The sequence below is a fragment of the Serinicoccus kebangsaanensis genome (genome assembly GCF_008919445.1).
GTDB lineage: Bacteria > Actinomycetota > Actinomycetes > Actinomycetales > Dermatophilaceae > Ornithinicoccus > Ornithinicoccus kebangsaanensis.
Window position 1 is genome coordinate 40,285 of sequence record NZ_VSLG01000007.1, and the last position, 25,159, is coordinate 65,443.

The 25,159-nt window shown below is 73.1% G+C and carries 28 protein-coding genes; 11 read left to right on the forward strand and 17 right to left on the reverse strand.

All coding sequences use genetic code 11. The features are described from left to right. Window positions 1–16: 16 nt before the first annotated feature. From pdxH to FXF60_RS09205, 6 genes are all read right to left on the reverse strand, one after another. The gene (gene pdxH / locus FXF60_RS09180) at window positions 17–703 is read right to left on the reverse strand and encodes a pyridoxamine 5'-phosphate oxidase (RefSeq protein WP_151525669.1); all 687 of its coding nucleotides are present in this window, start codon (window positions 701–703) and stop codon (window positions 17–19) included. Then, window positions 700–1,098, reverse strand: coding sequence for a hypothetical protein (locus tag FXF60_RS09185; RefSeq protein ID WP_151525670.1), 399 nt, complete (start codon window positions 1,096–1,098; stop codon window positions 700–702). The genes pdxH and FXF60_RS09185 overlap by 4 nt, the downstream gene beginning before the upstream one ends. Before the next feature lie 51 nt (window positions 1,099–1,149). Further along, window positions 1,150–2,964 (reverse strand): gamma-glutamyltransferase family protein, encoded by a 1,815-nt coding sequence (locus FXF60_RS09190; protein WP_151525671.1) that lies wholly within the window; start codon window positions 2,962–2,964, stop codon window positions 1,150–1,152. 86 nt (window positions 2,965–3,050) lie between these two features. Continuing rightward, window positions 3,051–4,331: an MFS transporter gene (locus FXF60_RS09195; RefSeq protein ID WP_238335789.1), complete on the reverse strand. Its 1,281-nt coding sequence runs from the start codon at window positions 4,329–4,331 to the stop codon at window positions 3,051–3,053. Continuing rightward, window positions 4,328–4,810 carry a MarR family winged helix-turn-helix transcriptional regulator gene (locus FXF60_RS09200; RefSeq protein WP_151525672.1) on the reverse strand — a complete coding sequence of 161 codons (483 nt, stop codon included), beginning with the start codon at window positions 4,808–4,810 and terminating at the stop codon, window positions 4,328–4,330. Before FXF60_RS09200 ends, FXF60_RS09195 begins: the two co-directional genes overlap by 4 nt. 53 nt (window positions 4,811–4,863) lie before the next feature. After that, complete coding sequence (locus tag FXF60_RS09205; RefSeq protein WP_151525673.1) at window positions 4,864–6,327, reverse strand: NCS2 family permease; 1,464 nt, start codon at window positions 6,325–6,327, stop codon at window positions 4,864–4,866. Between the two features lie 18 nt (window positions 6,328–6,345). On the opposite strand from FXF60_RS09205, the gene FXF60_RS09210 reads away from it, so the two are divergent. Further along, window positions 6,346–6,621: a DUF2530 domain-containing protein gene (locus FXF60_RS09210; RefSeq protein WP_151525674.1), complete on the forward strand. Its 276-nt coding sequence runs from the start codon at window positions 6,346–6,348 to the stop codon at window positions 6,619–6,621. Between the two features lie 15 nt (window positions 6,622–6,636). Here FXF60_RS09210 and FXF60_RS09215 read toward each other — a convergent pair whose 3' ends face one another. The 3 genes from FXF60_RS09215 to FXF60_RS09225 all read right to left on the reverse strand — a co-directional run bounded on the left by FXF60_RS09215 (window position 6,637) and on the right by FXF60_RS09225 (window position 9,742). After that, entirely contained in the window at window positions 6,637–7,383 is a 747-nt protein-coding gene (locus FXF60_RS09215; RefSeq protein ID WP_151525675.1) for a DUF3027 domain-containing protein, read from the reverse strand. 5 nt (window positions 7,384–7,388) lie between these two features. Continuing rightward, window positions 7,389–7,790 (reverse strand): cold-shock protein, encoded by a 402-nt coding sequence (locus FXF60_RS09220; RefSeq protein WP_151525676.1) that lies wholly within the window; start codon window positions 7,788–7,790, stop codon window positions 7,389–7,391. Between the two features lie 95 nt (window positions 7,791–7,885). Beyond that, window positions 7,886–9,742 (reverse strand): ABC transporter ATP-binding protein, encoded by a 1,857-nt coding sequence (locus FXF60_RS09225; protein WP_151525677.1) that lies wholly within the window; start codon window positions 9,740–9,742, stop codon window positions 7,886–7,888. A gap of 114 nt (window positions 9,743–9,856) precedes the next feature. Between FXF60_RS09225 and FXF60_RS09230 the strand changes: the two genes are divergently transcribed. Continuing rightward, window positions 9,857–10,321 (forward strand): MarR family winged helix-turn-helix transcriptional regulator, encoded by a 465-nt coding sequence (locus FXF60_RS09230; protein ID WP_151525678.1) that lies wholly within the window; start codon window positions 9,857–9,859, stop codon window positions 10,319–10,321. Between the two features lie 97 nt (window positions 10,322–10,418). On the opposite strand, the gene FXF60_RS09235 is transcribed toward FXF60_RS09230, so the two are convergent. Together FXF60_RS09235 and FXF60_RS09240 are read right to left on the reverse strand one after the other, a co-directional pair. Next, window positions 10,419–11,687 carry an ammonium transporter gene (locus FXF60_RS09235; RefSeq protein WP_151525679.1) on the reverse strand — a complete coding sequence of 423 codons (1,269 nt, stop codon included), beginning with the start codon at window positions 11,685–11,687 and terminating at the stop codon, window positions 10,419–10,421. Window positions 11,688–11,881: 194 nt separating this feature from the next. Continuing rightward, complete coding sequence (locus FXF60_RS09240; protein WP_151525680.1) at window positions 11,882–12,889, reverse strand: o-succinylbenzoate synthase; 1,008 nt, start codon at window positions 12,887–12,889, stop codon at window positions 11,882–11,884. A gap of 104 nt (window positions 12,890–12,993) precedes the next feature. On the opposite strand from FXF60_RS09240, the gene FXF60_RS09245 reads away from it, so the two are divergent. The 9 genes from FXF60_RS09245 (at window position 12,994) to FXF60_RS09285 (ending at window position 20,035) form a co-directional block, all read left to right on the forward strand. Continuing rightward, window positions 12,994–13,404, forward strand: coding sequence for a VOC family protein (locus FXF60_RS09245; protein WP_151525681.1), 411 nt, complete (start codon window positions 12,994–12,996; stop codon window positions 13,402–13,404). Window positions 13,405–13,464: 60 nt separating this feature from the next. After that, window positions 13,465–14,385, forward strand: a complete 921-nt coding sequence (locus tag FXF60_RS09250) for an arginase family protein (protein WP_151525682.1) — start codon at window positions 13,465–13,467, stop codon at window positions 14,383–14,385. A gap of 96 nt (window positions 14,386–14,481) precedes the next feature. Next, window positions 14,482–15,213 (forward strand): SAM-dependent methyltransferase, encoded by a 732-nt coding sequence (locus FXF60_RS09255; RefSeq protein WP_151525683.1) that lies wholly within the window; start codon window positions 14,482–14,484, stop codon window positions 15,211–15,213. 21 nt (window positions 15,214–15,234) lie between these two features. Then, complete coding sequence (locus FXF60_RS09260) at window positions 15,235–16,173, forward strand: 1,4-dihydroxy-2-naphthoyl-CoA synthase (RefSeq protein ID WP_151525684.1); 939 nt, start codon at window positions 15,235–15,237, stop codon at window positions 16,171–16,173. A gap of 64 nt (window positions 16,174–16,237) precedes the next feature. Continuing rightward, complete coding sequence (locus FXF60_RS09265; protein ID WP_151525685.1) at window positions 16,238–16,825, forward strand: hypothetical protein; 588 nt, start codon at window positions 16,238–16,240, stop codon at window positions 16,823–16,825. After that, window positions 16,822–17,940 (forward strand): o-succinylbenzoate--CoA ligase, encoded by a 1,119-nt coding sequence (gene menE / locus FXF60_RS09270; protein ID WP_151525686.1) that lies wholly within the window; start codon window positions 16,822–16,824, stop codon window positions 17,938–17,940. Before FXF60_RS09265 ends, menE begins: the two co-directional genes overlap by 4 nt. 29 nt (window positions 17,941–17,969) lie before the next feature. Continuing rightward, the gene (locus FXF60_RS09275) at window positions 17,970–18,239 is read left to right on the forward strand and encodes a PLDc N-terminal domain-containing protein (RefSeq protein ID WP_367889961.1); all 270 of its coding nucleotides are present in this window, start codon (window positions 17,970–17,972) and stop codon (window positions 18,237–18,239) included. 12 nt (window positions 18,240–18,251) lie between these two features. Next, window positions 18,252–19,124: a 1,4-dihydroxy-2-naphthoate polyprenyltransferase gene (locus tag FXF60_RS09280; RefSeq protein ID WP_151525688.1), complete on the forward strand. Its 873-nt coding sequence runs from the start codon at window positions 18,252–18,254 to the stop codon at window positions 19,122–19,124. Between the two features lie 5 nt (window positions 19,125–19,129). Further along, window positions 19,130–20,035, forward strand: a complete 906-nt coding sequence (locus FXF60_RS09285) for a glycerophosphodiester phosphodiesterase family protein (protein ID WP_192796675.1) — start codon at window positions 19,130–19,132, stop codon at window positions 20,033–20,035. Between the two features lie 11 nt (window positions 20,036–20,046). Here the strand turns inward: FXF60_RS09285 and FXF60_RS16520 are convergent, their stop codons facing one another. From FXF60_RS16520 to FXF60_RS09315, 6 genes are read right to left on the reverse strand one after another with little or no spacing between them, the layout of a single operon-like run. Beyond that, the gene (locus FXF60_RS16520) at window positions 20,047–20,295 is read right to left on the reverse strand and encodes a DUF4229 domain-containing protein (protein WP_192796676.1); all 249 of its coding nucleotides are present in this window, start codon (window positions 20,293–20,295) and stop codon (window positions 20,047–20,049) included. After that, on the reverse strand, window positions 20,292–21,263 hold the full coding sequence (ccsB, locus tag FXF60_RS09295; RefSeq protein WP_151525691.1) for a c-type cytochrome biogenesis protein CcsB: 972 nt from the start codon (window positions 21,261–21,263) through the stop codon (window positions 20,292–20,294). Before ccsB ends, FXF60_RS16520 begins: the two co-directional genes overlap by 4 nt. Next, window positions 21,260–22,936: a cytochrome c biogenesis protein ResB gene (gene resB / locus FXF60_RS09300; protein WP_151525692.1), complete on the reverse strand. Its 1,677-nt coding sequence runs from the start codon at window positions 22,934–22,936 to the stop codon at window positions 21,260–21,262. The genes ccsB and resB overlap by 4 nt, the downstream gene beginning before the upstream one ends. Beyond that, on the reverse strand, window positions 22,937–23,707 hold the full coding sequence (locus tag FXF60_RS09305; protein WP_151525693.1) for a cytochrome c biogenesis CcdA family protein: 771 nt from the start codon (window positions 23,705–23,707) through the stop codon (window positions 22,937–22,939). Continuing rightward, window positions 23,704–24,327 carry a TlpA family protein disulfide reductase gene (locus tag FXF60_RS09310; RefSeq protein WP_238335790.1) on the reverse strand — a complete coding sequence of 208 codons (624 nt, stop codon included), beginning with the start codon at window positions 24,325–24,327 and terminating at the stop codon, window positions 23,704–23,706. Before FXF60_RS09310 ends, FXF60_RS09305 begins: the two co-directional genes overlap by 4 nt. Continuing rightward, window positions 24,324–25,034 carry a histidine phosphatase family protein gene (locus FXF60_RS09315; RefSeq protein WP_151525694.1) on the reverse strand — a complete coding sequence of 237 codons (711 nt, stop codon included), beginning with the start codon at window positions 25,032–25,034 and terminating at the stop codon, window positions 24,324–24,326. Before FXF60_RS09315 ends, FXF60_RS09310 begins: the two co-directional genes overlap by 4 nt. Window positions 25,035–25,159 lie beyond the last annotated feature (125 nt).

The window sequence follows — 25,159 nt, forward strand, 5'->3', positions numbered from 1 at the left end:
CGGCTCGCTCCGGCGCTCACGGCTGGATCCTGGACCGGCGCCAGCAGTCCGGGTCGTCCAGGCCACCCTGCCCGACCCGGTCCCAGACCAGGCGGTCGTGCAGCCGGTTCCGGCGACCGGCCCAGACCTCCACCCGGTCGGCCAGGATGCGATACCCGCCCCAGCCGTCGGGGACGGGCACGTCGTCCGCCGAGCCGTGGTCCGGCCAGCGGCGTTCGCAGGCGGCGTAGGCACGCTCCAGGGAGTCGCGGTCCGCGACGGGCCGGCTCTGCTCGGAGGCGTGCGCGCTGATCCGGGAGCCGTAGGGGCGGCTACGGAAGTACTCGGTCACCAGGGCGCGGTCGAGCAGCGCCGCACGGCCGCGGAACCGCACCGCGCGGAACATCGAGGGCCAGGTGAGGGACGCGGCCACGGCGTCGTTCTGCCCCAGCTGCAGACCCTTGGCGGAGCCGGTGTTGGTGAGGAACGCCGGCCCCGTCCCGTCGAGGAAGCGCATGAGCACGGTGCGGACGTCCGGCATACCGTCCCCGTCCACGGTGGCCACCGACAGGGCCGACGGCTCCGGCACGTCGCCCCGGTCCTGCTGCCGCGCCGAGGCCTGCTCCAGCCACGCCCGCACCAGCGGGAGCGGCGCGTCCGGGGCGTCCTGCTCGGCGATCCCCTCGCCGGTGTAGTCGGTGCGCCCCCCGAGCGTCCCGCTCACCGCTTCCCCCTGCGCGGCAGGTGGACGGTGCGCCGCAGCTCGTCCGGGGTATGCCGCTTCTCCGGGTCGGCGTTCAGCAGCAGGCTGTCGAAGGGCGCGTCGGTGTGGGGATGCACGCCGACCGGCTCGTTGCGGGAGAAGACGACCCAGTAGGGCTGGCCGCGGTAGAACACCTGCTGCAGCGAGCCCTCCACCACGGTGTCGGCATGGGCGAGGGCGTGCTTGCGGGGGTTGGTGCGGGCCTTCGCCGCCTGGTCCTGCACGAACCTGGTCGCCGGCTCGCGCTGCTTGAGGATCTGGTCGACGACCTGCGGGCCGTACTTCTGGGCCATGGCGTAGACGACGGGTCCGTACTTGATCGCCTGCTTGGCCAGCCGGGTCTTGCCACCGGGCACGGGTCCTCCTGCGGATCTGGGGTGCACCGCCAGCCTAGGCGGTCTCCTCAGTCAACGCCCGACGGCATACCCCTGCATCCCCCTGGGGTTTGCCGCCGCGCTCAGCACGCCGGTCTCCGGGTCCCGGGCGACCGCACACATCCGGCCCAGGCTCCACGGACCCTGGTCGAGCACCTCGTGGCCCCGGTCCCGCAACCCCGAGAGGACCTCCGGACCGAGCCGCGACTCCGCGACGAGCACGCCGGGCTCGCTGGCGCGCGGGTGGAAGGACCCGGGGAAGCTCGTGGTGTGGAAGACCGGGGCGTCGACCGCCTCCTGCAGCCCGGCGCCCCCCGCGAGGTGGCGCAGCAGGAAGACGCTCTGCCACTGGTCCTGCTGGTCGCCGCCGGGGGTGCCGCAGGCCAGGACGGGTATGCCGTCGCGCAGCACCATGGTCGGCGACAGGGTCGTGCGCGGCCGGCGGCCCGGGACGAGCGAGCTGGGAAGCCCCTGCTCCAGCCACATCATCTGCAACCGGCTGCCGAGGGCGAAGCCGAGCTCGGGGATGAACGGGCTGGACTGCAGCCAGCCGCCGCTGGGCGTGGCCGAGACGAGCATCCCCCAGCGGTCCACGACGTCCACGTGGCAGGTGTCGCCGCGGGTCGCGCCGTCCCGCTGCACGGTGGGCTCGCCGGCGCTCCCGTCGGCGGGGTCCAGCGCCGCGCCCTCGGCCGCCACGGCCTGGGCGGCCAGTCGCGGCGGTCGTCCACCGGGGGAGCCGGGCCGCAGCTCTCGCGAGGCGCGGTCGCCGATGAGCGCGGCACGCCCGCGCAGGTAGTCCGCGCCGAGCAGCTCCTCCATCGGCACGAGGTCGTCGTCGGCGGCGCTGTCGCCGAGCCAGGCCTCGCGGTCGGCCATCGCCAGCTTCCAGGCCTCCACCAGGACATGCACACCCTCGACCGTGTCGAGGTCGACCGGCCCGCCGCCCGGCGCGACCTCGTCGACCATCGCCAGCACCTGCAGCAGGGTCGGCCCCTGGCCCCACCGGCCGGTCTTGGCGATGGTGTGTCCACGCCAGGTGGCGGTGACGGCGTCCTCCCACGTGGCCTCGAAGCCGGAGACGTCCTCGGCGGTGATGACCCCTGGCAGCACCGCGCCGCCGCTGTGCCGGAAGGCCCGCTGCGCGAAGGCACCGATCGCCTCGGCCACGAAGCCGTGGCGCCAGGCGGCGAGGACGGCGTCGATGCCCGCCTCCCGCGAGCCCCCGGCACGCACGGCGTCACGCTCGGCCGCGATGAGCCGCTCCAGCGTGTCCGCCCAGGCGGGGTTGCTGACCATGCTCCCGGGCTCGGGCGCTCGCCCGGCGGTGAGCCACTGGTCGGCCGAGGTGTGCCAGTCGGCGGTGAACAGCTCCCGCACTGACTCGATCGTCGAGCTCACCCGCGCCACCACAGGGTGACCGTGGCGGGCGTAGTGGACCGCCGGGGCCAGTGCCTCCTGCGCGCTGAGCGTCCCCGTGTCGCGGAGCAGCGTCAGCCACGCGTCGACCGCGCCGGGCACCGCCGTGGCCAGCGGTCCCGAGCCGGGCACCCGTTCCAGACCCGCCTCGGCGAAATGCTGCGGTGTCGCCCCGGCGGGTGCCGGCCCCTGGCCGCACAGGACGCGCGGGGTGGGGTCGTCGACGGAGGAGACGATGAGCGGCAGGTCGCCCCCGGGGCCGTTCAGGTGCGGCTCCACGACCTGCAGCACGAAGCCGGCGGCGACCGCTCCGTCCGCGGCGTTGCCGCCGAGCTCGAGCATGCGCATCCCGGCGGAGGAGGCGATCCAGTGGGTGCTGGACACCATGCCGACGGTGCCGGTCAGGGTCGGGCGGGTGGTGAAGCTCATGGATCAGCCCAGCGCCGCCAGGACGGGGACGAGGATGAGGGCCGCCAGCGCGAGCAGCACGACGACACGACGGGTTCGGGCACTCATCAGGTCACCTTCTCAGGAAGTGGCTCGGTCAGCCGCACCAGGTAGACCGGGCGCGGCCAGCTGGCCCGGAACCGCAGCCGCAGGTGGTCGTGCCGCATCACGTGCAGGGCCGCGAGGGCAGCCGTGGCACCGCACATCACCGTCGCGATGAGCACGGTGGGCCGGGCACCGAACTGCTCGGCGAACCAGCCGAGGAAGGGCGAGCCGAGCGGCGTGCCGCCCATGAAGACGGCCATGTAGAGCGCCATCACCCGCCCGCGCACGGCGGGGTCGACGGTCAGCTGCACCATCGCGTTGGCGCTGACCATGACGGTGAGCGCGCACAGGCCGGTGGGGATGAGCAGCAGGGTGTATGCCGTGAACGTCGGCGCGAGCGCGATGAGCGCCGTGCAGCCGGAGAACGCCGCGAGCGAGCCCAGCAGCAACCGCCAGCGGGGCCGCTCCCGCCGGGCCGCGAGCAGGGCCCCCGCGAGCGACCCGATCGCCATGACCGAGCCGGTGATGCCGAACTCGGTGACGTCCTTGCCGAAGACCTCCGTGGACATGAGGGCGTTGAAGATCTGGAAGTTCATCCCGAAGGTGCCGTGCATGAAGGCGATGACCAGGATGAGCTGGATGTCGGAGCGACCGCGGACGTAGGCGATGCCCTCGCGCACGCGACCGCGGGGGCCGGTGCGGTCCCGGGTGGCCAGCTGGGACGGGTCCATCGCCAGCAGCGCGACGATCACCGCGACGAAGGTCAGCGCGTTGAGCAGCAGCGTCGGTCCGGTGCCGAAGGCGGCGATGAGCAGTCCGGCGGCCCCGGGGCCGATCAGCCGGCCGGAGTGGAAGGACGCGGAGTTGAGCCCGACCGCGTTCGTGATCTGCGCCTTCGGGACCATCTCGGAGACGAAGGCCTGACGGGCGGGGGCGTCCACGGCGGCCGCGGTGCCGGAGAGGAAGGCGAGCACGAACATGTGCCACAGCTCCATCTGGCCCGTGAGGACCGCCACCCCCATGACCGTCGCGAAGAAGGCCATTGCCGACTGGCTGACCAGCATCACGGCACGCTTGGAGAAGTTGTCGCTGATCGCGCCGGCCAGCGGCGAGAAGAGGAGGATCGGCAGGAACTGCAGGCCGGTGACCAGGCCGAGCGCCTGCGCCGAGTTGTCGGTGAGCTCGGTGAGCACCACCCAGTCCTGGGCGACGCGGCCCATCCAGGTCCCCGTGTTGGAGATGATGCCGCCGGTGGCGTAGATCCGGTAGTTGCGCACCGAGAGCGCGGAGAACATCGCGCTCATCGGGCCTCCCCGCTCCCGCTCGCCCGACTCTGCGCCCCGCCGCGGTCGGCCTCGAGCAGTCCTTCCAGCAGGTCGGTGGCGCGGCGCAGCACGGTCCGGTCGGCATCGCTCAGGCCCTCGATCCGGGCCGCCATCCAGGCGTCCCGCAGCTCCCGCTCCCTGCCCACCACGTCCCTGCCCTCGCCGGTCAGCGACAGCCGCACGAGGCGACCGTCGTCGGGGTCCGGGGAGCGGACGACATACCCGAGGTCGGCGAGCTGGTCGATGCTGCGGCTCATGCTCGGTGGGCTCACCTGCTCGATCGCCGCCAGCTCACCCAGGGTCCGCGGTTGCTCGTGCAGGCGGACCAGCACGCTGAAGTGGTGCGGGGCGATGGTGTTGCCGACGTCGAAGCGCACCCTACGGGCGACCCGCATGCAGGCCATGCGCAGGTCGTGCGCCAGGGCTGCGGTGGCAGGGTCCGGGGCAGGGTCACTCATACGATCGTTAGTCTAACTCATTACCCGATCTAACGATAGCTGAGCGGTGCGGTTCAGACCCCGAGGAGCCCTCGGATGGGGTCGATCCCGAAGTAGAGGAGGAAGAGCACGGCGACGAGCCACATCAGCGGGTGGATCTGGCCCGCCTTGCCGCGCACCACCTTGAGCAGCACCCAGGTGACGAAGCCTGCCCCGATGCCAGCCGTGATCGAGTAGGTGAAGGGCATGAAGACGATGGTCAGGAAGGCGGGGAAGGCGATCTCCATGTCGCCCCAGTCGATCCCGACCACCTGCTGCATCATGAGGAACCCCACGACCACCAGCGCCGGGGTCGCCGCCTCGTGCGGCACGATCGCCACCAGCGGGGAGAGGAACGTCGTGAGCAGGAAGAGCACCCCGGTCACCATCGAGGCGAGGCCGGTCCGGGCGCCCTCGCCGACCCCGGACGCGCTCTCGATGTACGAGGTGTTGCTGCTCACCCCACCGGCACCGCCGGCGATCGCGCCGATCGAGTCGACGACCAGGATCTGCCGGGTCCGGGGCGGGTTGCCCTCCTCGTCCAGCAGACCGGCCTCCGCGCCGATCGCGACCATCGTGCCCATCGTGTCGAAGAAGTCGGCGAGCATGAGGGTGAAGACGAGCAGGAAGCAGGCGGTGATGCCGATCGCCTCGATCGAGCCGAGCAGGCTGAACTGCCCGAGCAGCGAGAAGTCCGGGGTGGACACGACGCTCTCCGGGAGCGCCGGCACACCGAGCCCCCAGCCCGTCGGGTTGTCCCCCTCCGGGGTCTGCGGCCCGACGGCGAAGACCGCCTCCACGAGGATCGCCAGCAGGGTGCCCCCGACGATGCCGTAGAGGATGGCGCCCTGCACCCGCAGCGCCATGAGGACCGCGATGGCGAACAGCGCCACGAGGAAGACGACCGTCGGCCAGCCCGAGAGGAACCCGCCCACGCCCAGCTCGACCGGCACCGGCCCCCCGGCGGGCTTGCGCACGATCCCCGCGTCGACCAGGCCGATGATGGTGATGAACAGCCCGATGCCCACGCTGATCGCCGTCTTGAGCTGGGTCGGCACGGCCCGGAAGACGGCCTCCCGGAATCCGGTGAGCACGAGCACCAGGATGATCAGCCCCTCGAGCACCACCAGACCCATCGCGTCGGCCCAGGTCATCCCCTCGAGGCTGGCGATGCCGTAGGCCACGAAGGCGTTCAGCCCCAGTCCGGTCGCCAGTGCGAGGGGGTAGTTGGCGACCACCCCCATGAGGATGGACAGCACCCCGGCGACGAGGGCTGTGCAGGCGGCGATGACGGCGAGGTCTCCCCCGGCGAGCAGCTCACCGGTGCCGTCCGGCACCGTGCCGATGATCAGTGGGTTCAGGACGACGATGTAGGCCATCGTGAAGAAGGTCGCCAGCCCACCGCGCAGCTCACGCGCCAGCGTGGAGCCGCGCTGCGAGATCTGGAAGAACCTGTCGAGGGAGCCGGAGGGGCGCGCGTCCCGGGCGGTGGTCGACATGCGGGCTAGCGTAGCGGCGTGGACAGTCAGTCGGGACACGTCGAGGGGCCGGGGCCGGGCGACGAGCAGCAGGCGGACCCGGTGCGCCCTCCGGAGGTCACGCTGCGGACGATCACGCTGGTCCGCTGGGGCATCCTCGCGTGGTTCGTCGTCCTGGCGGTCCTGGTGCTCGTCCCCTCCCTGCGCAGCGGCGAGCGGGACTGGTGGGTCTGGGTGCCGGTGGCAGGGATCGTGCTCGGCACGCTGGGGTATGCCTACCTGCGGCGGGGCAAGGGCAACGCCGCCGAGGCGTGAGCGTTCGTCCCCTGGTCAGCGCTCGCTGAAGACGATCTCGGTCTCGTCGTCGAGCACCGGTGGGTCGATCTTCTCCGAGGACCGCTTCTCGACATCCACCTCGCTGTGCGCCCCGCAGCCGAAGTCGAGGGCCACCACACCGCCGTCGGCGGGCGACCACTCGTTGGCGCACACGCCGAAGACCGAGCGCAGGGCACCGGACATGGGCAGGAAGTAGCCGCAGGTACGGCACGGCGCCGGCGCCTTCCGTGCGCTCTCGCTGCCCGGACCGCGGTCACCGTCCTGCCACCGCGTGGCCGCGGCCTCCCGACCCTCGGCGGACAGCACCCGGGGGCGCCCGAGGCCGAGCTCCCACAGGGCGAGGGCGTCGACCTCCTCGTCCCCGGTCGCCTCGAAACCGGGCTCCAGGTGGGGGTCCTCCTCGACGAACGCGGTGCGGTCGCCCGGGCCGATGTCGCCGGGGGCCAGCCGCTCGGCATACGGCACCCACTCGGGAGAGAGCAGGGCGTCCTCCCCGGGCAGCAGGTGCACCTCGCTGACGGTCGCCGTCCGTGCCCGCGGCACGCGCGACAGGGTGACCGCCCAGCGCCAGCCGGGGTAGGCCCCGGCCGTGCAGGCGAAGTAGTGCGTCGCGAGCCGCTCGGCCTCGAGGACGACCTCGAGGTGCTCCCCGACGGTCCCGGGCTCGGCGATCTCGCCCGCCGCGGCGCGCGCCACCTCGACGGCACCGGTCAGCACGGCATCGCTCCTGGGGGTGGGCATGCGGACTACTTCCCCGCCTCGAACTGGTCGGCGACGGCGCGCAGCGCCTTCGCCATGGCCATCCCGTGGGTGCGGTCCGGGTAGTGACCCTTGCGCAGCGACGTGGACGCCTGGTCGAGCAGGGTGATGAGGTCCTCGACGACGACCACCATCTCCTCGGCCGGCTTGCGGTCCCGCATGGACAGGCCGCGGGTGACCGACGGCGCGGGGTCGAGCAGCCGGACGTGCAGGGCCTGGTCGCCGCGCTTGCCGGCGACGATGTCGAACTCCACCTTGCTGCCGCGCTGCAGCGCACCCACGCCCTCGGGCAGCGCGGAGCGGGGCACGTAGACGTCGTTGCCCTCGTCGCTGGACAGGAAGCCGAAGCCCTTGTCCTCGTCGAAGAACCTGACCTTGCCGGTGGGCACGGGACACCTCACGGAGTGCTGGGGATGGAACGCCGGACACCAGAGGATATCGCCCGCACCGCCCGGGGGGCGAATGCCTTTGCCGCCGGGATGCCTCAGGCCGCCAGGGCGACCTCGCCGGCGGGCTCCCGCGAGCCCGCCCGGACGAGGTCGGCATACGCTCCCCCGGCGCGCAGCAGCTCGCCGTGGGAGCCCTGCTCGACGATCCGGCCGGCCTCCAGGACGACGACCAGGTCGGCGTTCCGCACGGTGGAGAGACGGTGCGCGATGGCGATCACGGTGCGGTCCCGCCCGAGCCGGTCCAGGGCGACCTGCACCGCGGCCTCGGTCCGGGTGTCCAGCGCGCTGGTGGCCTCGTCGAGGACGAGGACCTGGGGGTCGCGCAGCAGGGTGCGGGCCAGGGCGAGCCGCTGCTGCTCACCGCCGGAGAAGCGGTGGCCGCGGGCTCCGACGATCGTGTCGTAGCCCTCGGGCAGGGAGGTGATCAGGTCGTGGATCTGCGCGTCGGACGCGGCCTGCTCGATCTGCGCGTCGCTCGCGTCCGGGCGGGCGAACCGCAGGTTGTCGCGGACGCTGGCGTGCAGCAGGTAGGTCTCCTGGGTGACGACGCCGACGACCGCGGCCCGTTCGGCGGCCGGGAGGTCACGCAGGTCGACACCGTCGAGGGTGACCCGGCCCGTGGTGGGGTCGTCCAGCCGGGTGAGCAGGGAGGCGAGGGTGCTCTTGCCGGATCCGGTGTGCCCGACGAGGGCGACGGTCGACCCGGCGGGGATGGTGAGGTCGATGTCGGTGAGCGCGTCCTGCCCGGCGTCGGTATGCCGGTAGCTCACCCCCTCGAGGCGCAGCTGGCCGCGGACGGGCTCGGACAGGTGGCGCACCTGGGCGCCGGTGGGCTCGGCGACGTCGACCGGCAGGTCGAGGTACTCGAAGATCCGGCTGAACAGCGCCATCGACGCCGTCACCTGGACGCCGGTGGACAGCAGTCCCATGACCGGCCGGAACAGCCCGGCCTGGAGCGTGGTGACGGCGACGAGCGTGCCGATGGTGATGCCGTCGCCGGTGACGGGCAGACCGGCGACGAGGTAGAGCGCGGCCGGCACGACGGCGAAGACGATGCCCATGGTGGCCTGCCTCCAGCGGCCGGCGATCTGGGCCGCCACCTCCAGGTCGAGCAGGCCGGAGCTGGTGCCCTCGAACCGCTCGGCGAGCTGGCCCCCCGCCCCCAGGGTCTTGCTCAGCCGGGCACCGCTCACCGACAGCGACTCCTCCACCTGCGCGTGCAGACCGGCCAGCGCACGCTGGCGCTTCTCCGTGGCCTCCCGGCGCAGCCGGGCCACGGAGCGGGTGACCAGCACGGCCGGCGGGATCACGACGAGGGAGAGCAGGGCCAGCGTCGGGCTCAGGGCGAGCATGGCGATCAGGGTGCCCAGCACGGTCGCCACGTTGCCCGCCCACGAGGTGGCGGTGGAGGTGACCACGCCTTGGAGGCCCGACACGTCGTGGGTGAGGCGGGACTGGACCTCACCGGAGCGGGTGCGGGTGAAGAAGGACAGGGGCTGACGCTGCAGATGGGTGAAGAGGTCGCTGCGCAGCCCGTGCATGATGCGCTGGCCCATGGTCGTGGACAGCCAGGTCTGGATCACGCCCAGGACGGCGCTGACGACGGCCACGCCGACCATCAGGCCGACGAGGACGAGCAGCAGCCGGACGTCCTGGTCCGGGATCGCCACGTCGACGATCTCCTTGGTGAGGAAGGGCGCGGCCAGCCCGAGCGTGGAGGTGGTGACGATGAGGACGAGCACCGCGGCGATGGTGCGACGGTGCGGCGCGAAGAGGGCGAGCACGCGTCGGGCGCTCACCGGGTGCGCGGCGAGCTGGGCGGTGTCCTTCGGGTCACGGCGGGTTCGGCCGCCGGAGCCACGTCCGGATGTGGGCAGGAGATCGGGGTCCATACGGGCCTCCTCGGGGGTGGGCCGGTCGTCGTCGCCGGCCGGAGCAGTCAGGTTTCAGAGGAGACAACACTGTGAGGTTACCTCTTTATTTCCTGGCCTCGCTAGACTGGCCCCATGAGCGGCACCGACGGCGACTCCCCGGCACGCGAGGACGAGCCGACCGAGGTCGACCTGCTCCTGCGCGTGGCCCGGCAGTGGCGGCACTCGGGGCACCCTGGGGACGCGACCGGGCAGGCCCTCTCCCCCCACCAGGAGCGGGCCCTGCTCGCGCTGTCCCGCCTCTCCCGCCGCGCCGAGCAGCCCGGCATCCGGATCTCGGTGCTGGCCCAGCACCTGGGCATCGCACCCCGCTCCGCGACCGAGGTCGCCGACGCCCTCGAACGGGCCGGCCTGGTCGGCCGGTCCCCCGACCCGAGCGACCGTCGCGCCGTTCTCCTCACGCCCACCGCGCGGGCACGGCATACCGTCGAGCGGGTCCAGGAGCGCCGCCGGGCCGCCGCCGAGCAGGAGGTCTCGACCCTCTCCCCCGCCGACCGGGCCGAGCTGCGGCGGATCCTGACCCTGCTGCTGCAGGGATGAGCACCCGCCCGAGGGCCGACCCACGACGAACGGGGCACCCGCGGCCGCTGCCGCAGGTGCCCCGCCGTCGTACCGGCTCGCGAGTCGCCCCGAGCGACTAGACGCGGGCCTCCTCGGCAATGGGGTCGTAGGAGGCAGCCTCATCACCGAAGGCGTAGGCGGACTCGCTGTGCTCGGACAGGTCGATCCCGCGGGCCTCGTCCTCGGCGCTGACCCGGAAGCCGATGGTCTTGGCGATCGCCAGACCGATCAGCGCGGTCATCACGCCGGTGAAGACGAGGGTGAAGAGAGTAGCCACGACCTGGGCGACCAGCTGCCCGGCGCCGCCGCCGTAGAACAGACCACCGCCCTCGCCGTCGACCGGCAGCGCCAGGAAGCCGATCATCACGGTGCCGATGACACCGGACACCAGGTGGACCCCGACGACGTCCAGGGCGTCGTCGTAGCCGAACTTGTACTTCAGGCCGACCGCCAGGGCGGAGCCGACACCGGCCACCACGCCGATGAGGATCGCGCCGAGGGCCGAGACGTTGGCGCAGGCCGGGGTGATCGCGACCAGACCGGCCACCACACCGGAGGCGGCGCCCAGGGAGGTGGCGTGACCGTCGCGGACGCGCTCGGTGACCAACCAGGCCAGCATCGCCGCGCCCGGCGCCACCAGGGTGTTGACCCAGATCAGGCCGGCCTCCTCGGCGGTCCCGGCGGCACCGCCGTTGAAGCCGAACCAGCCGAACCACAGCAGCGCGGCGCCGAGCATCATCAGCGGGATGTTGTGCGGCTTGTGGGCACCCTTGGGGCCGAAGTCGCTGCGCGAGCCGATGATGTAGACGAGCACCAGGGCGGCCAGGCCGGCGTTGATGTGGACCACGGTGCCGCCGGCGAAGTCGATCGCCTCGCCGAAGGTGGAGCCGATGGCGCCGTCGGCGGAGAGCAGCCCGCCGCCCCAGACCATGAAGGCGAGCGGGCAGTAGACGAGGGTGACCCAGATCGGCACGAAGACCGACCAGGACCCGAAGCGGGTGCGGTCGGCGACCGCACCGGAGATGAGGGCCACGGTGATGATCGCGAAGGTCGCGCCGAAGCCGATGCCGATCAGATCCGCGGTGCCCATGTAGTTGACCAGACCGAAGTCCGAGGCCGGGTTGCCGACGAGCCCGCCGAGCAGCGGCGGGGCGGCGGACATGCCGTAGCCCCACAGCACCCAGACGACGCCGACCAGCCCGATCGAGACGAAGCTCATCAGGATCATGTTGGTCGAGGCCTTGGCCCGCGCCATGCCGCCGTAGAAGAACGCCAGCCCGGGAGTCATCAGCAGCACCAGCGCTGCCGACACCATGACCCAGACGTCGCTTGTCGAGAGTTCCATCGTTCCGTGCCTCCAGTGAGTGGTGCGTTGCCGGGCGGGCTCCCCGTGTCACGCCGTCGGGGATGGGAGGTCCGCTCGCTGTGCGCCCCAGTCAAGACCCACGATGTTTCAGGCCGTGTCGCCCTGGTGTAAAAGTTGCGTTACGGATGTTTCCGTCGCGTAAATCTTTCGCCGGACGTCTCCCCGGGGGCGCCTCAGAGGAGCGCGTGGGCACGGGTCAGGCGGTCCCGCCACCAGGTCACGCGCTCCTCCTCCGGCCGGTATGCCGCGAGCGCGCCGGCGTCGACCCCCTCCCGGGCGGCGTCCGCCCGGGCGACGGTGAGCCGGCCGGCGACCGGGAGCAACGGGTCGCCCACGACGTCGGCGGCGAGCAGCGCCCCGGTGCCGAGGCCGCAGTCGTGGCGCAGCCCGGGGAGGGCGGCGGCGAGGCGGACGCCGAGGGCGAGCCCGACCGAGGTGTCCAGCGCCGAGGACACCACCGCCGGGAGGCCGCACCGGTCGATGAGCTCGAGCGCCCGTCCGACGCCACCCAGCGGGGCCGCCTTCACCACGACCAGGTCCGCGGCAGCCAACCGGGCGACCCGCAGCGGGTCCTCGGCGCGGCGGATGGACTCGTCCGCGGCGACGGGGACGCCGATCCCGCCCCGGGCCAGGGCCAGCCGCAGCTCGGCCAGCTCCTCGACGGTGCGGCAGGGCTGCTCGGCATACTCCAGGTCCAGGGGGGCCAGCGCGGTCAGCGCCGAGACTGCCTGCTCCACGGTCCATCCGCCGTTCGCGTCGACCCGGACGCGGGCGGCCGGTCCGAGCACGCGGCGCACCTCGGTCACCCGCGCCACGTCGTCGCGCAGCGACTGACCCGTCTCGGCGACCTTCACCTTCGCGGTGCGGCGCGCGTCCACCCCGGAGAGCAGGGTCTCCACGTCACCGGCCGGGACGGCCGGCACGGTCGCATTCACCCCGATCTCCTCGCGCACCGGCGCGGGGAGCCGGCCCCACCCGGCCTCCACCGCCGCGGCCAGCCAGCGCGCGGCGTCGCGGTCGGCATACTCGGCGAACGGGGCCCACTCAGCCCAGCCGTGCGGTCCGTCGAGCAGCACCGCCTCACGCTCGGTCACCCCGCGGAAGCGCACCCGCATCGGCAGCCGGACCACCCGCGCCGCGGCGAGCAGCTCGTCCAGGTCGGGCGTGGGGTGTGACGACACGGCTCCAGGGTAGAGAACGACACCGTGGAGGTAGCGGACAGCACGTGTCCGCGGCAAGGGTCGGGGCGCCGACGGCCGCCACCGCGCTGCGGCAGGATGTCGCCATGGCACTCAAGTGGTACACCGTCGTCGTCGACTGCGCGGACCCGCAGGCCCAGGCCCACTGGTGGGCGGAGGCGCTGGACTGGACCGTCGTCTACGACACCCCGGACGAGGCGGTCGCCGTCCCCCGGCACGCGATGGAGGGCCCCGAGCACGAGCCCGACCTGGACGCCTGGATGCGACGCGGCCAGGGTCTGGTCTTCGTCCCCGTCCCGGAGGGCAAGCAGGTGAAGAACCGCCTGCACATCGACCTCGCACCGCACCTGTCCCAGGACCGGGACGCCGAGGTGCAGCGTCTGCTCGACCTGGGCGCCAGCCACGTGGACGTCGGCCAGAGCGAGGAGGACACCTTCACCGTGCTGGCCGACCCGGAGGGCAACGAGTTCTGCGTGCTCTCCAGCCGCGACGGCTGACCCTCGGCCGGTGCGTCGTCCCGCGTCCGCCGAGCACGGACCGGATCACGAGGGGAGCCCGTGAGCCGGAGGGTGCACGTCGTCGGTGCGGCCACCTCGGCCGGGGCGCACGGCCCTGGTCAGGAGCTGGCGCCCGCAGCGCTGCGCGAGGCGGGCCTGCTCCGTCGACTGCAGGACCGGGGGCTGGAGGTCGTCGAGCACGGTGACGTCGTGCAGCTGCGCATGCGGCCCGACGACGAGCACCCAGCCCTGCGCAGCGCCGCCCGCGTCGTCGCGGCCGCGACCACCGTGGCCGACCACGTCGAGCGTCTGCTCACGGAATCCGCGGAGGACCGCATCCTCGTCCTCGGGGGTGACTGCACCATCCAGCTCGGGGTCGTGGCCGGGGCGAGGGCCGCGAGGGGCGACCGGGTCGGGCTGGCCTACGTCGACCTGGACTGCGACCTCACCTCGCCGGTCGAGGGCAACGGGTTCGCCGACTGGATGGGGGTGACCCACCTGGTGGGTGCGCCCGATGCGGACCCGCGCCTCGCCGGACTCGGCGGACCCCCGCCGATGGTGACCCCCGACACCCTCCGCCTGGTCGGCGCAGACCTGGCCACGCCCTACGAGCAGCGACGCCTGGCGGACCTCGCTCTCACCCGGTACACCACCGAGGAGATCACGACCGACACGGCAGGAGTCGTCGCGGAGCTGACCGCGTGGGCCGACGACCTGGACCTGCTCTCGGTCCACGTCGACGTCGACGTCCTCGACCAGAGGCTGTTCCCCGTCGCCGAAGAGCAACGGGACACCCCCGGGCTGGGCCTCGAGACGCTCGGAGTGCTCACGGCCGGCCTGATGGGCCACCCGGCGGCCCGCGTGCTCACGGTCTGCGAGGTCAACCCCGCACGCCCCCCTGACCCCGGGACCGCCCTCGCGTCCCTGAACGACCTGCTGGCGGGGGCCATGACCGCCCCACCTGCGGGGCGGCGTGACTGACAGCCGGTTCGTCATCTACGAGCGTGTTCGAGCAGGCTCTCAGTTGACGAACCGGCTGGCAGTCGCACTCGGGTGACGTCGCGCATACTCGTCGGTATGCCCGCCCCGTCCCCCGACCGCTTCCCCCGGTCCGCGACCTACGACCTCGACTGGGTCCGGTCGCTCGACATGGGGCCGCACCCGTTGTGGCAGCTCGAGGACCTCCTCTCCTCGATGGCCCTCCCCGCGGGCTGCCGGGTGCTGGACCTGGGCTGCGGCAGGGGCGCCACCTCGGTCTTCCTGGCACGCGAGCTCGGGGCCACGGTCACGGCGTGCGACCTGTGGGTCGGCGAGGAGGAGATGGGTCGGACCATGCGCGGGGCCGGGGTCGAGGGGTCGGTGCGGGTCGTCAACGCCGATGCCCGCGACCTGCCGTTCGAGGACGACGAGTTCGACGCCGTCGTGAGCATCGACGCCTTCGAGTACTTCGGCACCGACGTCCACTTACTCCCCTCCCTGCTGCGGGTGCTCCGCCCAGGGGGACACGTCGGCATGACCACACCTGCCCTGCGCACCGACCCCTACGACCAGCCGCCGCCTGCCCACGTCTCGCAGGTCGTCGGGTGGGAGGCCGCCGCCTGGCACTCGCCCCAGTGGTGGACGACCCACTGGGAGCGTTCCGGCCTGGTGACCGACATCCACGGATCGATGCAGCGCGACGGCTTCGCGTCCTGGGTGGCCTGGTGCGAGCTGGTCGGGGAGCCGCCGACCGATCCGGTGCCGACCATGCTCGCGACCGACGGCGGTGAGCAGCTCGGCTTCGCGATGGTCCACGCGACCAAGCTGTGACGGGACGCCTAGGCTGACCGCGTGAGCGAGCAGAGCACCCCGACCACCCACCCCGAGTCCCCCTTCGACCCCACCGCGTGGGATCCGGTCCCGGGCTTCGACCTGACCGACATCACCTACCACCGGCACGTGGAGTTGGGCTGCGTGCGGATCGCCTTCGACCGGCCGGAGGTGCGCAACGCCTTCCGCCCGCACACCGTCGATGAGCTCTACCGCGTGCTCGACCACGCCCGGCAGAGCCCCGACGTCGGCGTGGTGCTGCTCACCGGCAACGGGCCGTCCGCCAAGGACGGCGGCTGGGCCTTCTGCTCCGGCGGCGACCAGCGCATCCGCGGCCGCAGCGGATACCAGTATGCGCAGGGAGACACGGCCGCCGACGTGGACACCGCGCGGGTCCGCGCCGAGGGCGGTCGGCTGCACATCCTCGAGGTCCAGCGGCTCATCCGCACCATGCCCAAGGTCGTCATCGCGGTGGTCAGCGGCTGGGCCGCGGGAGGTGGGCACAGCCTGCACGTGGTCTGCGACCTGACCATCGCCTCGCGGGAGCACGCCCGGTTCAAGCAGACCGACGCGGACGTCGGCAGCTTCGACGCCGGCTACGGGTCGGCCTACCTCGCGAAGATGGTGGGGCAGAAGGCGGCCCGGGAGATCTTCTTCCTCGGGCGGGCCTACGACGCGGAGCAGATGCAGCGGATGGGTGCGGTCAACATCGTCGCCGACCACGCCGAGCTCGAGGTCGAGGCGGTCCAGGCGGCCCGCGAGATCCTCGGCAAGAGCCCGACGGCGCAGCGGATGCTCAAGTTCGCCTTCAACCTGGCCGACGACGGCCTCATGGGCCAGCAGGTCTTCGCCGGCGAGGCGACCCGGCTCGCCTACATGACGGACGAGGCGGTCGAGGGCCGCGACTCCTTCCTGGAGAAGCGTGACCCGGACTGGCGGCCCTTCCCCTGGTACTTCTGACCCCGGGCCGTCCGGGCGCCCGTGAGAGACTGTGCGGAACGCCGCGACCAGGGAGGACGACCGGATGCGACGCTCACTGATGCCACTGCTGGCGGCACCGGCGCTGCTGCTCGCCGCCTGCGACGGGGGCAGCGACGTCGCCGACAGCACCGGGGAGGAGATGTCGACGCCCGCGGGGCCCACGACCGACGACGCGGCCGGGGAGACCGGCGCGCCCCCCGACGACGCAGCCATCACCACCGGCGGCTCAGGTGTCGAGGGTGGCGAGGAGGGCCAGGCCGCCGCCGACCGCGCCAAGGAGTTCCTGCTCGCGCTGGTCGATGCCGACCCCGCCGCGTGCGGGCACATCCTCTCCTTCAGCGACACCACGCTGCCGATGCGCGAGGTCCCCGAGGACCTCGAGCTGTGCGAGGAGCAGCTGCCCGAGACGATGGCCTCCGCCGTCCAGGCGCAGGGCCTGGGCGAGGAGGGACGGGACATCCTGGACGCCATGCAGATCAGGGGAGCGGACGTCGAGGGCGACACCGCCGTCATCGACCAGGACAACTACAGCGAGCTCTTCGCCGAGTCGATGGGCGACTCGACGATCACTCTGGTCCGGATCGACGGCGAGTGGTTCGTCGACGTCGACCGCTTCCTGGCTGAGCCGTGACGGACCGGGCCGCCGACCTGACGATCCCTGACGCAGCCGGCTGGTCCGAGCTGGGCGAACCGCTACGACGTCTGCTGCATCACCACGCCGAGGGCGAGACCGGTGCCGTCGTGGTCGCCACCTCCGGGTCCAGCGGGGCGCCGAAACGGGTGCGGCTGAGCGCGTCGGCGTTGCGGGCCTCCGCCCAGGCCACCGCCGAGGTCCTGGGTGACGTGTCGGGCGGCCAGTGGTTGCTGGCCCTGCCCACCCGGCACGTCGCCGGGCTGCAGGTGCTGGTCCGGTCCGCGCTGGCCGGCACCACCCCGGTCGAGCTGGACCAGCGGGCCTCCTTCACCGCCGCCGGCTTCGCCGCCGCCGTCGGACGCATGGACGACGGCAGGCGCCGGTATGCCTCCCTCGTCCCGACCCAGCTGCGGCGGGCGCTCGCCGACCCCGAGGGCGTCGAGGCGCTGCTGCGGCTGGACGCCGTGCTCGTCGGTGGCGCAGCGGCGGACACCGGCCTGCTGACCCGGGCGCGCGGCGCAGGGGTCAAGGTGGTGACGACCTACGGTATGTCCGAGACCTGCGGCGGCTGCGTCTACGACGGCCGGCCGCTCCCCGGCGTCCGGATCGCCGTCGACGACGACGGACTGATCCGGATCGGTGGCCCCGTGCTGGCCGACGGCTACGTCGACGACCCCGGTCTGACCGCGGAGAGGTTCGTGGACGAGGGGACCCGCTGGTTCGTCACCGGCGACCGGGGGGAGCTCCACGACTCCCACCTCGTGGTCCTCGGCCGTGCCGACGACGTCATCGTCACCGGTGGGCACAAGGTCGAGCCCGGCGACGTGGAGGCCGCACTGCTGGCGCTCCCGGAGGTGGCCGAGGCACTGGTCCTGGGGGTGCCGGACGCCGAGTGGGGAGAGCGGGTGAGCGCCCTGGTGACGCTGACGGAGGGCGAGCCGGGTGCGGCGGTGCCGGGCCGGCTGACTGCGGTGGACCTGCCGCCGCACGCGGTCCCGAAGCAGGTCGAGGTGGTGGACGGCATACCCCTGCTGCCCAGCGGCAAGCCGGACCGCGCGGCGGCGCGGCGGCTGCTCGACCGCGGTGGCAGAATGGGATCTCCCCCACCATGACCTGGAAGGACGGGTGAGAAGTGCTTCGCGTGGCCATCCCCGTGGCGCTGCTGGCGTTCACCGTCTTCTGCGTCGTGGACGCGGTCCAGACCGACGAGCACGAGGTGCGCGGTCTGCCGAAGCCGTTCTGGGTGATCATCTGCCTGATCTTCCCGGGCGCGGGCGGGATCGCCTGGCTCATCGCCGGTCGTCCGCGCAGCATCCTGGACATCATCTTCGGCGGCCGCGGCGGGCGCTCCGGACCCCCGCGCGGTCCGCTGGGACCGGACGACGACCCCGACTTCCTGAGAGACCTCTAAGGGGCACATCCCATGGCATCCCTCGCCCAGTGGATCGAGGGGGCGCGCCCGCGCACGCTCCCCGCCGCCGTCGCACCGGTGCTGGTCGGCACCGCCGCCGCGCACGCGATCGGCGACGCCGAACTCGGGTATGCCGTGCTCGCCCTGTGCGTCGCCCTCGGCTTCCAGATCGGCGTCAACTACGCCAACGACTACTCCGACGGGATCCGGGGGACGGACGAGGACCGGGTGGGCCCGGTGCGGCTGGTGGGGCAGCGCCTGGCGGAGCCGGGCAACGTCCGGACCGCGGCCTTCGCCGCCTTCTTCGGGGCAGGTCTGGCCGGCTTCGCGCTGGTGGCCCTCTCCGGTGCCTGGTGGCTGCTGGCGCTGGGGCTGGCCTGCCTGTGGGCGGCCTGGCACTACACCGGTGGCAAGAACCCCTACGGCTACCGCGGCTGGGGCGAGGTCATGGTCTTCGTCTTCTTCGGGCTGGTGGCCGTGCTGGCCACCACCTGGACCCAGGCGCACGTCCTGGACCTGGGCGCGATCGGCGGGGCCTTCGGCTGCGGCTTCTTGGCCAGCGCCATCCTGGTGACCAACAACCTGCGCGACCTGGAGGGTGACCGGGCCGCGGGCAAGCGCACCCTCGCGGTCCGGATGGGCTTCCGCCGGACGCGGCGGCTGTATGCCTCGTTGCTGGTCGGCGCGTTCCTCGCGGTCGGCGTCGCCGCGGTCGCCCACCCGTTCGCCCTGCTCGGGCTGCTCGCCGCACCCCTGGCCTGGCGGCCGCTCCGGCTGGTGACGAGCGACGCCTACGGGCCGGCGCTGCTGCCGGCCCTGGTGCAGACCGGGATCCTGCAGCTGGGCTACGCCGTGGCCCTGTCGCTGGGCCTGGTCCTGTCCTGACCGCCGTGCTGCGCGTCGTCGGCAAGGTCCTCCTGGCCCTGGTGGTCGTGTCCCTGGCGGCCTTCGGGATCGCCGTGCTGGTGGCCGACGACGCGCCCGAGCACCCGGTGTGGAGCCAGGGCCGCCCGCTCGTCATCGCGCACCAGGGCGGGGACGGCCTGCGCCCCTCCAACACCCTGGCGGCCTTCGACCACGCCGCCGGGCTCGGCGCCGACGTGCTCGAGATGGACGTCCACCGCTCGGCCGACGGCCACCTCGTGCTCATCCACGACGCCACCCTGGACCGGACGACCGACGGGACCGGGCCCGTGGCCGACCACACGGTGGAGCAGCTGCGGCAGCTGGACGCCGGCTACCGGTGGCCCACCCTGGAGGGACATCCGCAGACCGGCACGACGCCATACCGTGGCCGGGGCCTCACCATCCCCACCGTCGCCGAGGTGCTCCGGGCGCACCCGGACCTGCCGGTCAACATCGAGATCAAGCCCACCGGAGAGCCGACCGCGCTCGCCCTCTGCGACGAGCTGCGCCGGCTCGGCGCCGGCCCGCGCGCCCTCGTGGCCTCCTTCCACGACGACGCGATGGCCGCCTTCCGCGAGGCCTGCCCCGAGATCGCGACCTCGTCCACGCGCGGCGAGATCCTGCCGTTCTACGTGGCGGCCCGGCTCCAGCTCGAGGCCGGGCTGTCGGCGCCCAGCCAGGCGCTGCAGGTCCCGCTGCAGGAGGGGCGGTTCGCCCTCGTCACGCCCGATGTCGTCGACGCCGCGCACGACCGCGGCATGGCGGTGCACGCGTGGACGATCAACGAGGAGGCGCAGATCCGTGAGGTCCTGGCGGCCGGGGTCGACGGGGTGATCACCGACTACCCCGACCGGGTCCTGGAGCTGCGGGACGCCCGGGTCGACCCCTGAGGGCGCGCTGCTCAGTCCTCCTCGTCGACCCGCTCGGCGTCGACCTGCGCCCGTCGCCGGGCGACGCGGTCCTCGACCCGCCGCTCCAACCCGGCCTCGAGCCGGCGCCGGTCCGGGGCCAGCACGAAGTAGGACACCACCATCGACACCAGGGCCGCGGCGACCGCGGCCCAGATGACCTCGAGGCGCAGCAGCCGGAAGAGCGCGAAGAAGCCGATGAAGATCAGCAGCCGCAGCACCGTGTAGCGGGCAGCGATCACGTGGCCACCCCGGAGTAGGAGTGCAGCCCGGTCATCAGCAGGTTGACGCCGACGTAGTTGAAGACGACGCACCCGAACCCGGCCAGCGCGATCCAGGTGGCCCGGCGGGTGGACCAGCTGCTGGTGGCGCGGGCGTGCAGGTAGGCGGCGTAGACCACCCAGATGATGAAGGTCCACACTTCCTTGGGGTCCCAGCCCCAGTAGCGCCCCCACGCCTGCTCGGCCCAGATGGCGCCGGCGATGAGGGTGAAGGTCCACAGCGGGAAGGCCACGATGTGGATGCCGTAGGTGATCCGCTCCAGCCGGGTCGCCTCCGGCAGCGCCGCGATCCAGCCGCGGACCCGGTCGCGGGTCTCCGCCCGGTCGCGCAGCAGGTATGCCGTCGCCAGCGCCGCCCCGATCGTGAACAGCGCGGTGGCCAGGATGGCGATGGTCACGTGGATGACCAGCCAGATGCTGTTGAGCGCGGGCATCAGCTGGGACGCCTCGGTGTACCACGCGACCTTCGCCGCGCCGAGGATCACCAGCACCGGAAGGGTGACGAAGGCCCCGAGCCAGAGCCGGTCCCGGCGCAGGCTCCAGCCGGAGAAGATCACCAGCGCGAAGGAGGCGGTCACGAGCGCGAACTCATACATGTTGCCCAGCGGTGGACGTCCCACCGAGACGCCACGCAGCACGGTCCCGGCGAGGGTGAGGAAGGTCGCCAACCAGGTCAGCTGGAGACCGACCACGCCCCACCGGCGCGAGGCGCGGGCCGCGCCGGCACCGGGGTGCTGCGCGGCCGGGGGCTGCGGCAGGCCCGGGCTCCCGGCCACGGTGAGGGCGGGCTCGCGCTGGTCCGCGCGTCGGCCGGCCGCCGAGCCGGAGACGGCCAGGTGCACGAGGAAGGCGAGCATCGCCGGGACCAGCACCACCACGGCGCCCCAGATCGCCAGGTCGCTGGCCTCCGCCAGGGTCTCGTTCGTCATGCCTCGTCCTCGTCTCGTGCGTCGTCGGTGGTCCGGGCCGGGCCCGGCCCGGGGTCGAGCACCCGGGCTCCGGACGCCGACGTGATCTGCTCCACGAGGCCGTCCACCAGGTCGTCCAGGCCGGGGTCGGTGCCCTTGGGCAGGGCCGCGATGCTCAGACCAGTATGCCGCGCCCCCGGCGCGGACGGGTCGCCGGCCGGGGCGGTCACCCGCACGAAGACCCGGCGGCGGCGCACCCCCAGCATGAGGACCAGCCCGACCAGGGCGGCACCGGCGAAGATCAGCGCCGGCAGCCGGCCCGGGTCATGCCGGACGAGCATGCCGCCCCAGCGGATCACCGACTCCAGCTCGATGGTCCCGCGCCCTCCCGGGACCTCGAGGACGTCGCCGGGCCGCAGCAGCATCCTGCTCGGCTCGCCGTCCGCCTGCATCACCTGCTCCATCGACTCGGTGTCGATGGAGAAGACCGACTGCGAGCGGCCCTCGGGGAAGAGGTCGCCCTCGTAGGCCGTGAGGACCAGCGCCGGGTCCACCAGGCCGGGGAAGGAGGAGGTCATGCCGTCCTCGCCGATCGACAGGGTCGGCAGGAAGCCGCCGGCGAAGCCGAGGCTGGGCTCGGCCGCCGGCACCTTGATGACGCCGTCCGAGCCGTAGGTGTTGTCCTGCGGCAGGAAGGTCACGGCGTCGGAGAAGAGGATGTCGCCCGCGTCGTCCCGCACGGTGACGACGGGGGCATACCCGTTGCCGAGGAGGAACATCGAGGTGCCGTCGATCGAGAGCGGGTCGTTGACCCCGAAGCCGCGCTGGCGCGGCTGCTCACCCTGCCGCTCGATCGTGGCGACCCCCTCGAAGACGCGGGGCTGGCCGAACTGCGCCCCCTGGGCCTCGCTCTCGAACTCCACCCGCAGGTCGTCGAGGCGCACCGTGAAGCTCGGGATGTCGCTCTGGTCCACCAGCGGGCCCAGGCTCAGGGTGTCGTAGCTGCCGGCGGCCGAGGTCCACGACTCCCTCTCCTTGATGATGATCTCCCCGCGCCAGCCGAAGAGGTGACCCACCGCGACCGCGACGATCACCCCGAGCACGGCGACGTGGAAGAGCAGGTTGCCGGCCTCCTTGAGATAGCCCTTCTCCGCGGACACGACCAGCGCGCCGTCACCCGCCTCCCGCAGCCGGAAGCGCCGCCGCCCCAGGGTGGCGCGGGCCGCCGCCACCACGTCGTCCGGGTCCGCCTCCAGCTCCACCTGGCGGTTCACCGGAAGCCGGTCGAACCGGGCGGGGGCACGGGGCGGCTGCGCGCGCAGCGACCTGGCGTGCTGGCGCATGCGGGGCAGCACGCAGCCGATCAGGCTGACCATCAGCAGCAGGTAGATGGAGGCGAACCACGGCGAAGAGTAGACCTCGAACATGCCGAGCCGGTCCAGCCAGCGGGCCCGCTCCGGGGTGTCCTCGAAGTACTGCCGCACCCGCACCGGGTCGACGCCGCGCTGGGGGAAGACCGAGCCGGGCACGGCGGCGACGGCGAGCAGGAGCAGCAGCACGAGGGCGGTCCGCATGCTGGTGAGCTGGCGCCAGACCCAGCGGGCCCAGCCGACCGGTCCGAGGCGCGGCCCGCCCAGGGCCGTGCGGTTCTTGGGGTAGCTGGGCTCGATCCGCTGCTGCTGCTCGGTGACCATCTACAGCACCGTCTCGAAACCGCTGACCAGGTGGGCCTGGACCCAGGCGGTCAGCCCGGCCCAGACGCCGGTGACCATGAGCAGGCCGAGCAGCACCAGCAGTGTCCCGCCGGTCCGCTGGATGAGCAGGTAGTGGTCCCGCAGCCACCGGGACACGCGGCTGACCTGCCCCAGCCCGGCGGCGACGAGCAGGAAGGGCAACCCCAGGCCCAGGCTGTAGGCCGTGCCCAGGACCACCGCGCGCGTCAGCTGCCCCTCCCCGGGCAGGATGGAGGTGGCCAGGGTCTGGATCGCGGCCAGGGCCGGGCCGGTGCAGGCGGTGAAGCCGAGCCCGAAGGCGACGCCGAGCAGGGGCGCCCCGGCCAGCCCCGCCGCGGGGCGCCACCGCAGCTGCCAGGACGCACCCGGCTGGACGATCATCACCAGACCCAGCGCAATCACCACCGCCCCGGCCACCCGCAGCAGCAGCCCCTGGTGCTCGACGAGGGTCAGCCCCAGGCCGGAGATGGCCACGCTCATGAGCAGGAAGACCGCGGTGAAGCCGAGCACGAAGAGGAACGCCCCGAGCAGCAGCCTCCATCGGCCGACACCCGGGGCCGGCCCGCCGGCCTCCTGCGCGACCCCGGGGCGACCAGGGGTCATCCCCCCGAGGTAGCCGAGGAACCCGGGGACGAGGGGGAGCACGCACGGCGAGGCGAAGGACACCACGCCGGCCAGCGCGGCGACACCCACGGCCAGCAGCAGCGGGCCGGAGAGGACCAGCTCGTTCACCCGCCGGCTCCCTCGCCGTCCGCCGCGCCCGCCTCGTCGTCCAGGACGTCCTGGACCATGCCGGTCAGGGTCGACTCGTCCACCTGGACCCCGACCCGGGCCGCGAGCTGCCCCTCGGCGTCCACCACCAGGGTCGTGGGCCGGAAGGGCGCGAGACTGCCGAGCTGGGCGAGGGTGCGTCCGCCGTCGTAGGCCAGCGAGGGGTAGGGGATGTCGTGCTTGTCCTCGAAGGCCCGCGCGCTGGGGATGGAGTCCCGGTCGTTGACCCCGATGAAGGTGACCGGCTCGCCCGCCTCCTCGAAGGCGGTCGCCGCCGCGGCCAGGTCGGGCGCCTCGGCGGTGCACGGCCCGCACCAGGCCCCCCAGACGTTGATCACCACGACGTCGCCACGGTGGTCCTCGAGGCTCCAGTCCTCGTCCTCGAGGGTCGTCCCCGACAGCGAGACGGTCGTGCTGCGCTCGCCGGGGGCGAGCCGCTCGATCGTGCCGTCCCCCGCCACGTAGCCCTTCTGGTCCCCGGCGCGCATCTGCTCGGTGATGCTGGTCCCCTCGTCGCTGCAGGCGCCCAGCGCCAGCACGAGGAGTGCGGCCGGGCCGACCGCGCGGGCCGCGGACCTCACGGTGCCACCTCGCTCGCCCGACCCGTCACGTCGACGGCGGCGGCGAGCAGGTGGGCGGCGGGCTCGGCATACATCACCCGCACCGGCAACGCGCCGTGGAAGAGCACCGTGGTCACCGACGCCAGGCTGCACTCGCGCCGCCGGGGGTGGTGCCAGAGGCGCTGTCCCTGGACCGAGCGGCGCAGCATCCAGATCGGCAGCTGGTGGCTGACCATGACGGCCTCGCGCCCCGTGGCCTCGTCCCGAGCCTGGTCCAACGCGCCCCGCATCCGCGCGGCGATCTCGGCGTACGGCTCGCCCCAGGAGGGTCGGAAGGGGTTGACGAAGGCCGGCCAGTGCCGAGGGTCGGCGATCATCCGACGGTCGACCGTCTCCCCCTCGAAGACGTTGCCGCTCTCGGTCAACCGGGTGTCGGTGGCCACCTCCAGCCCGTGCGCCACGGCGATCGGGGCGGCGGTCTCCCGCGCCCGCTCCAGGGGCGAGCTCACCACGTGGCTGATGTCCCTGTCGGCCAGGTGCTCGGCAGCCGCGTGCGCCATCTCCAGCCCGAGGTCGGACAAGTGGTATCCCGGGAGTCGGCCGTAGAGGATCCGCTCGGGGTTGTGCACCTCGCCGTGTCGGACCACGTGGACCAACGTCACCGGCGAGCCGTCGTGCAGCGCCCGCGGGGTGCCCTCGGGAGGGGGCAGACCGACGGCTCCAGGCATGCTCCGGATTCTCCCATGCCCGGCTGAGCGGCCCCTGGGACGGCCCTCCCACCGCGGTGGGGACGTGTCGCCAGGGGAACACCTACCCACCGCGGTGGGGACGTGTCGCCAGGGGAACACCTACC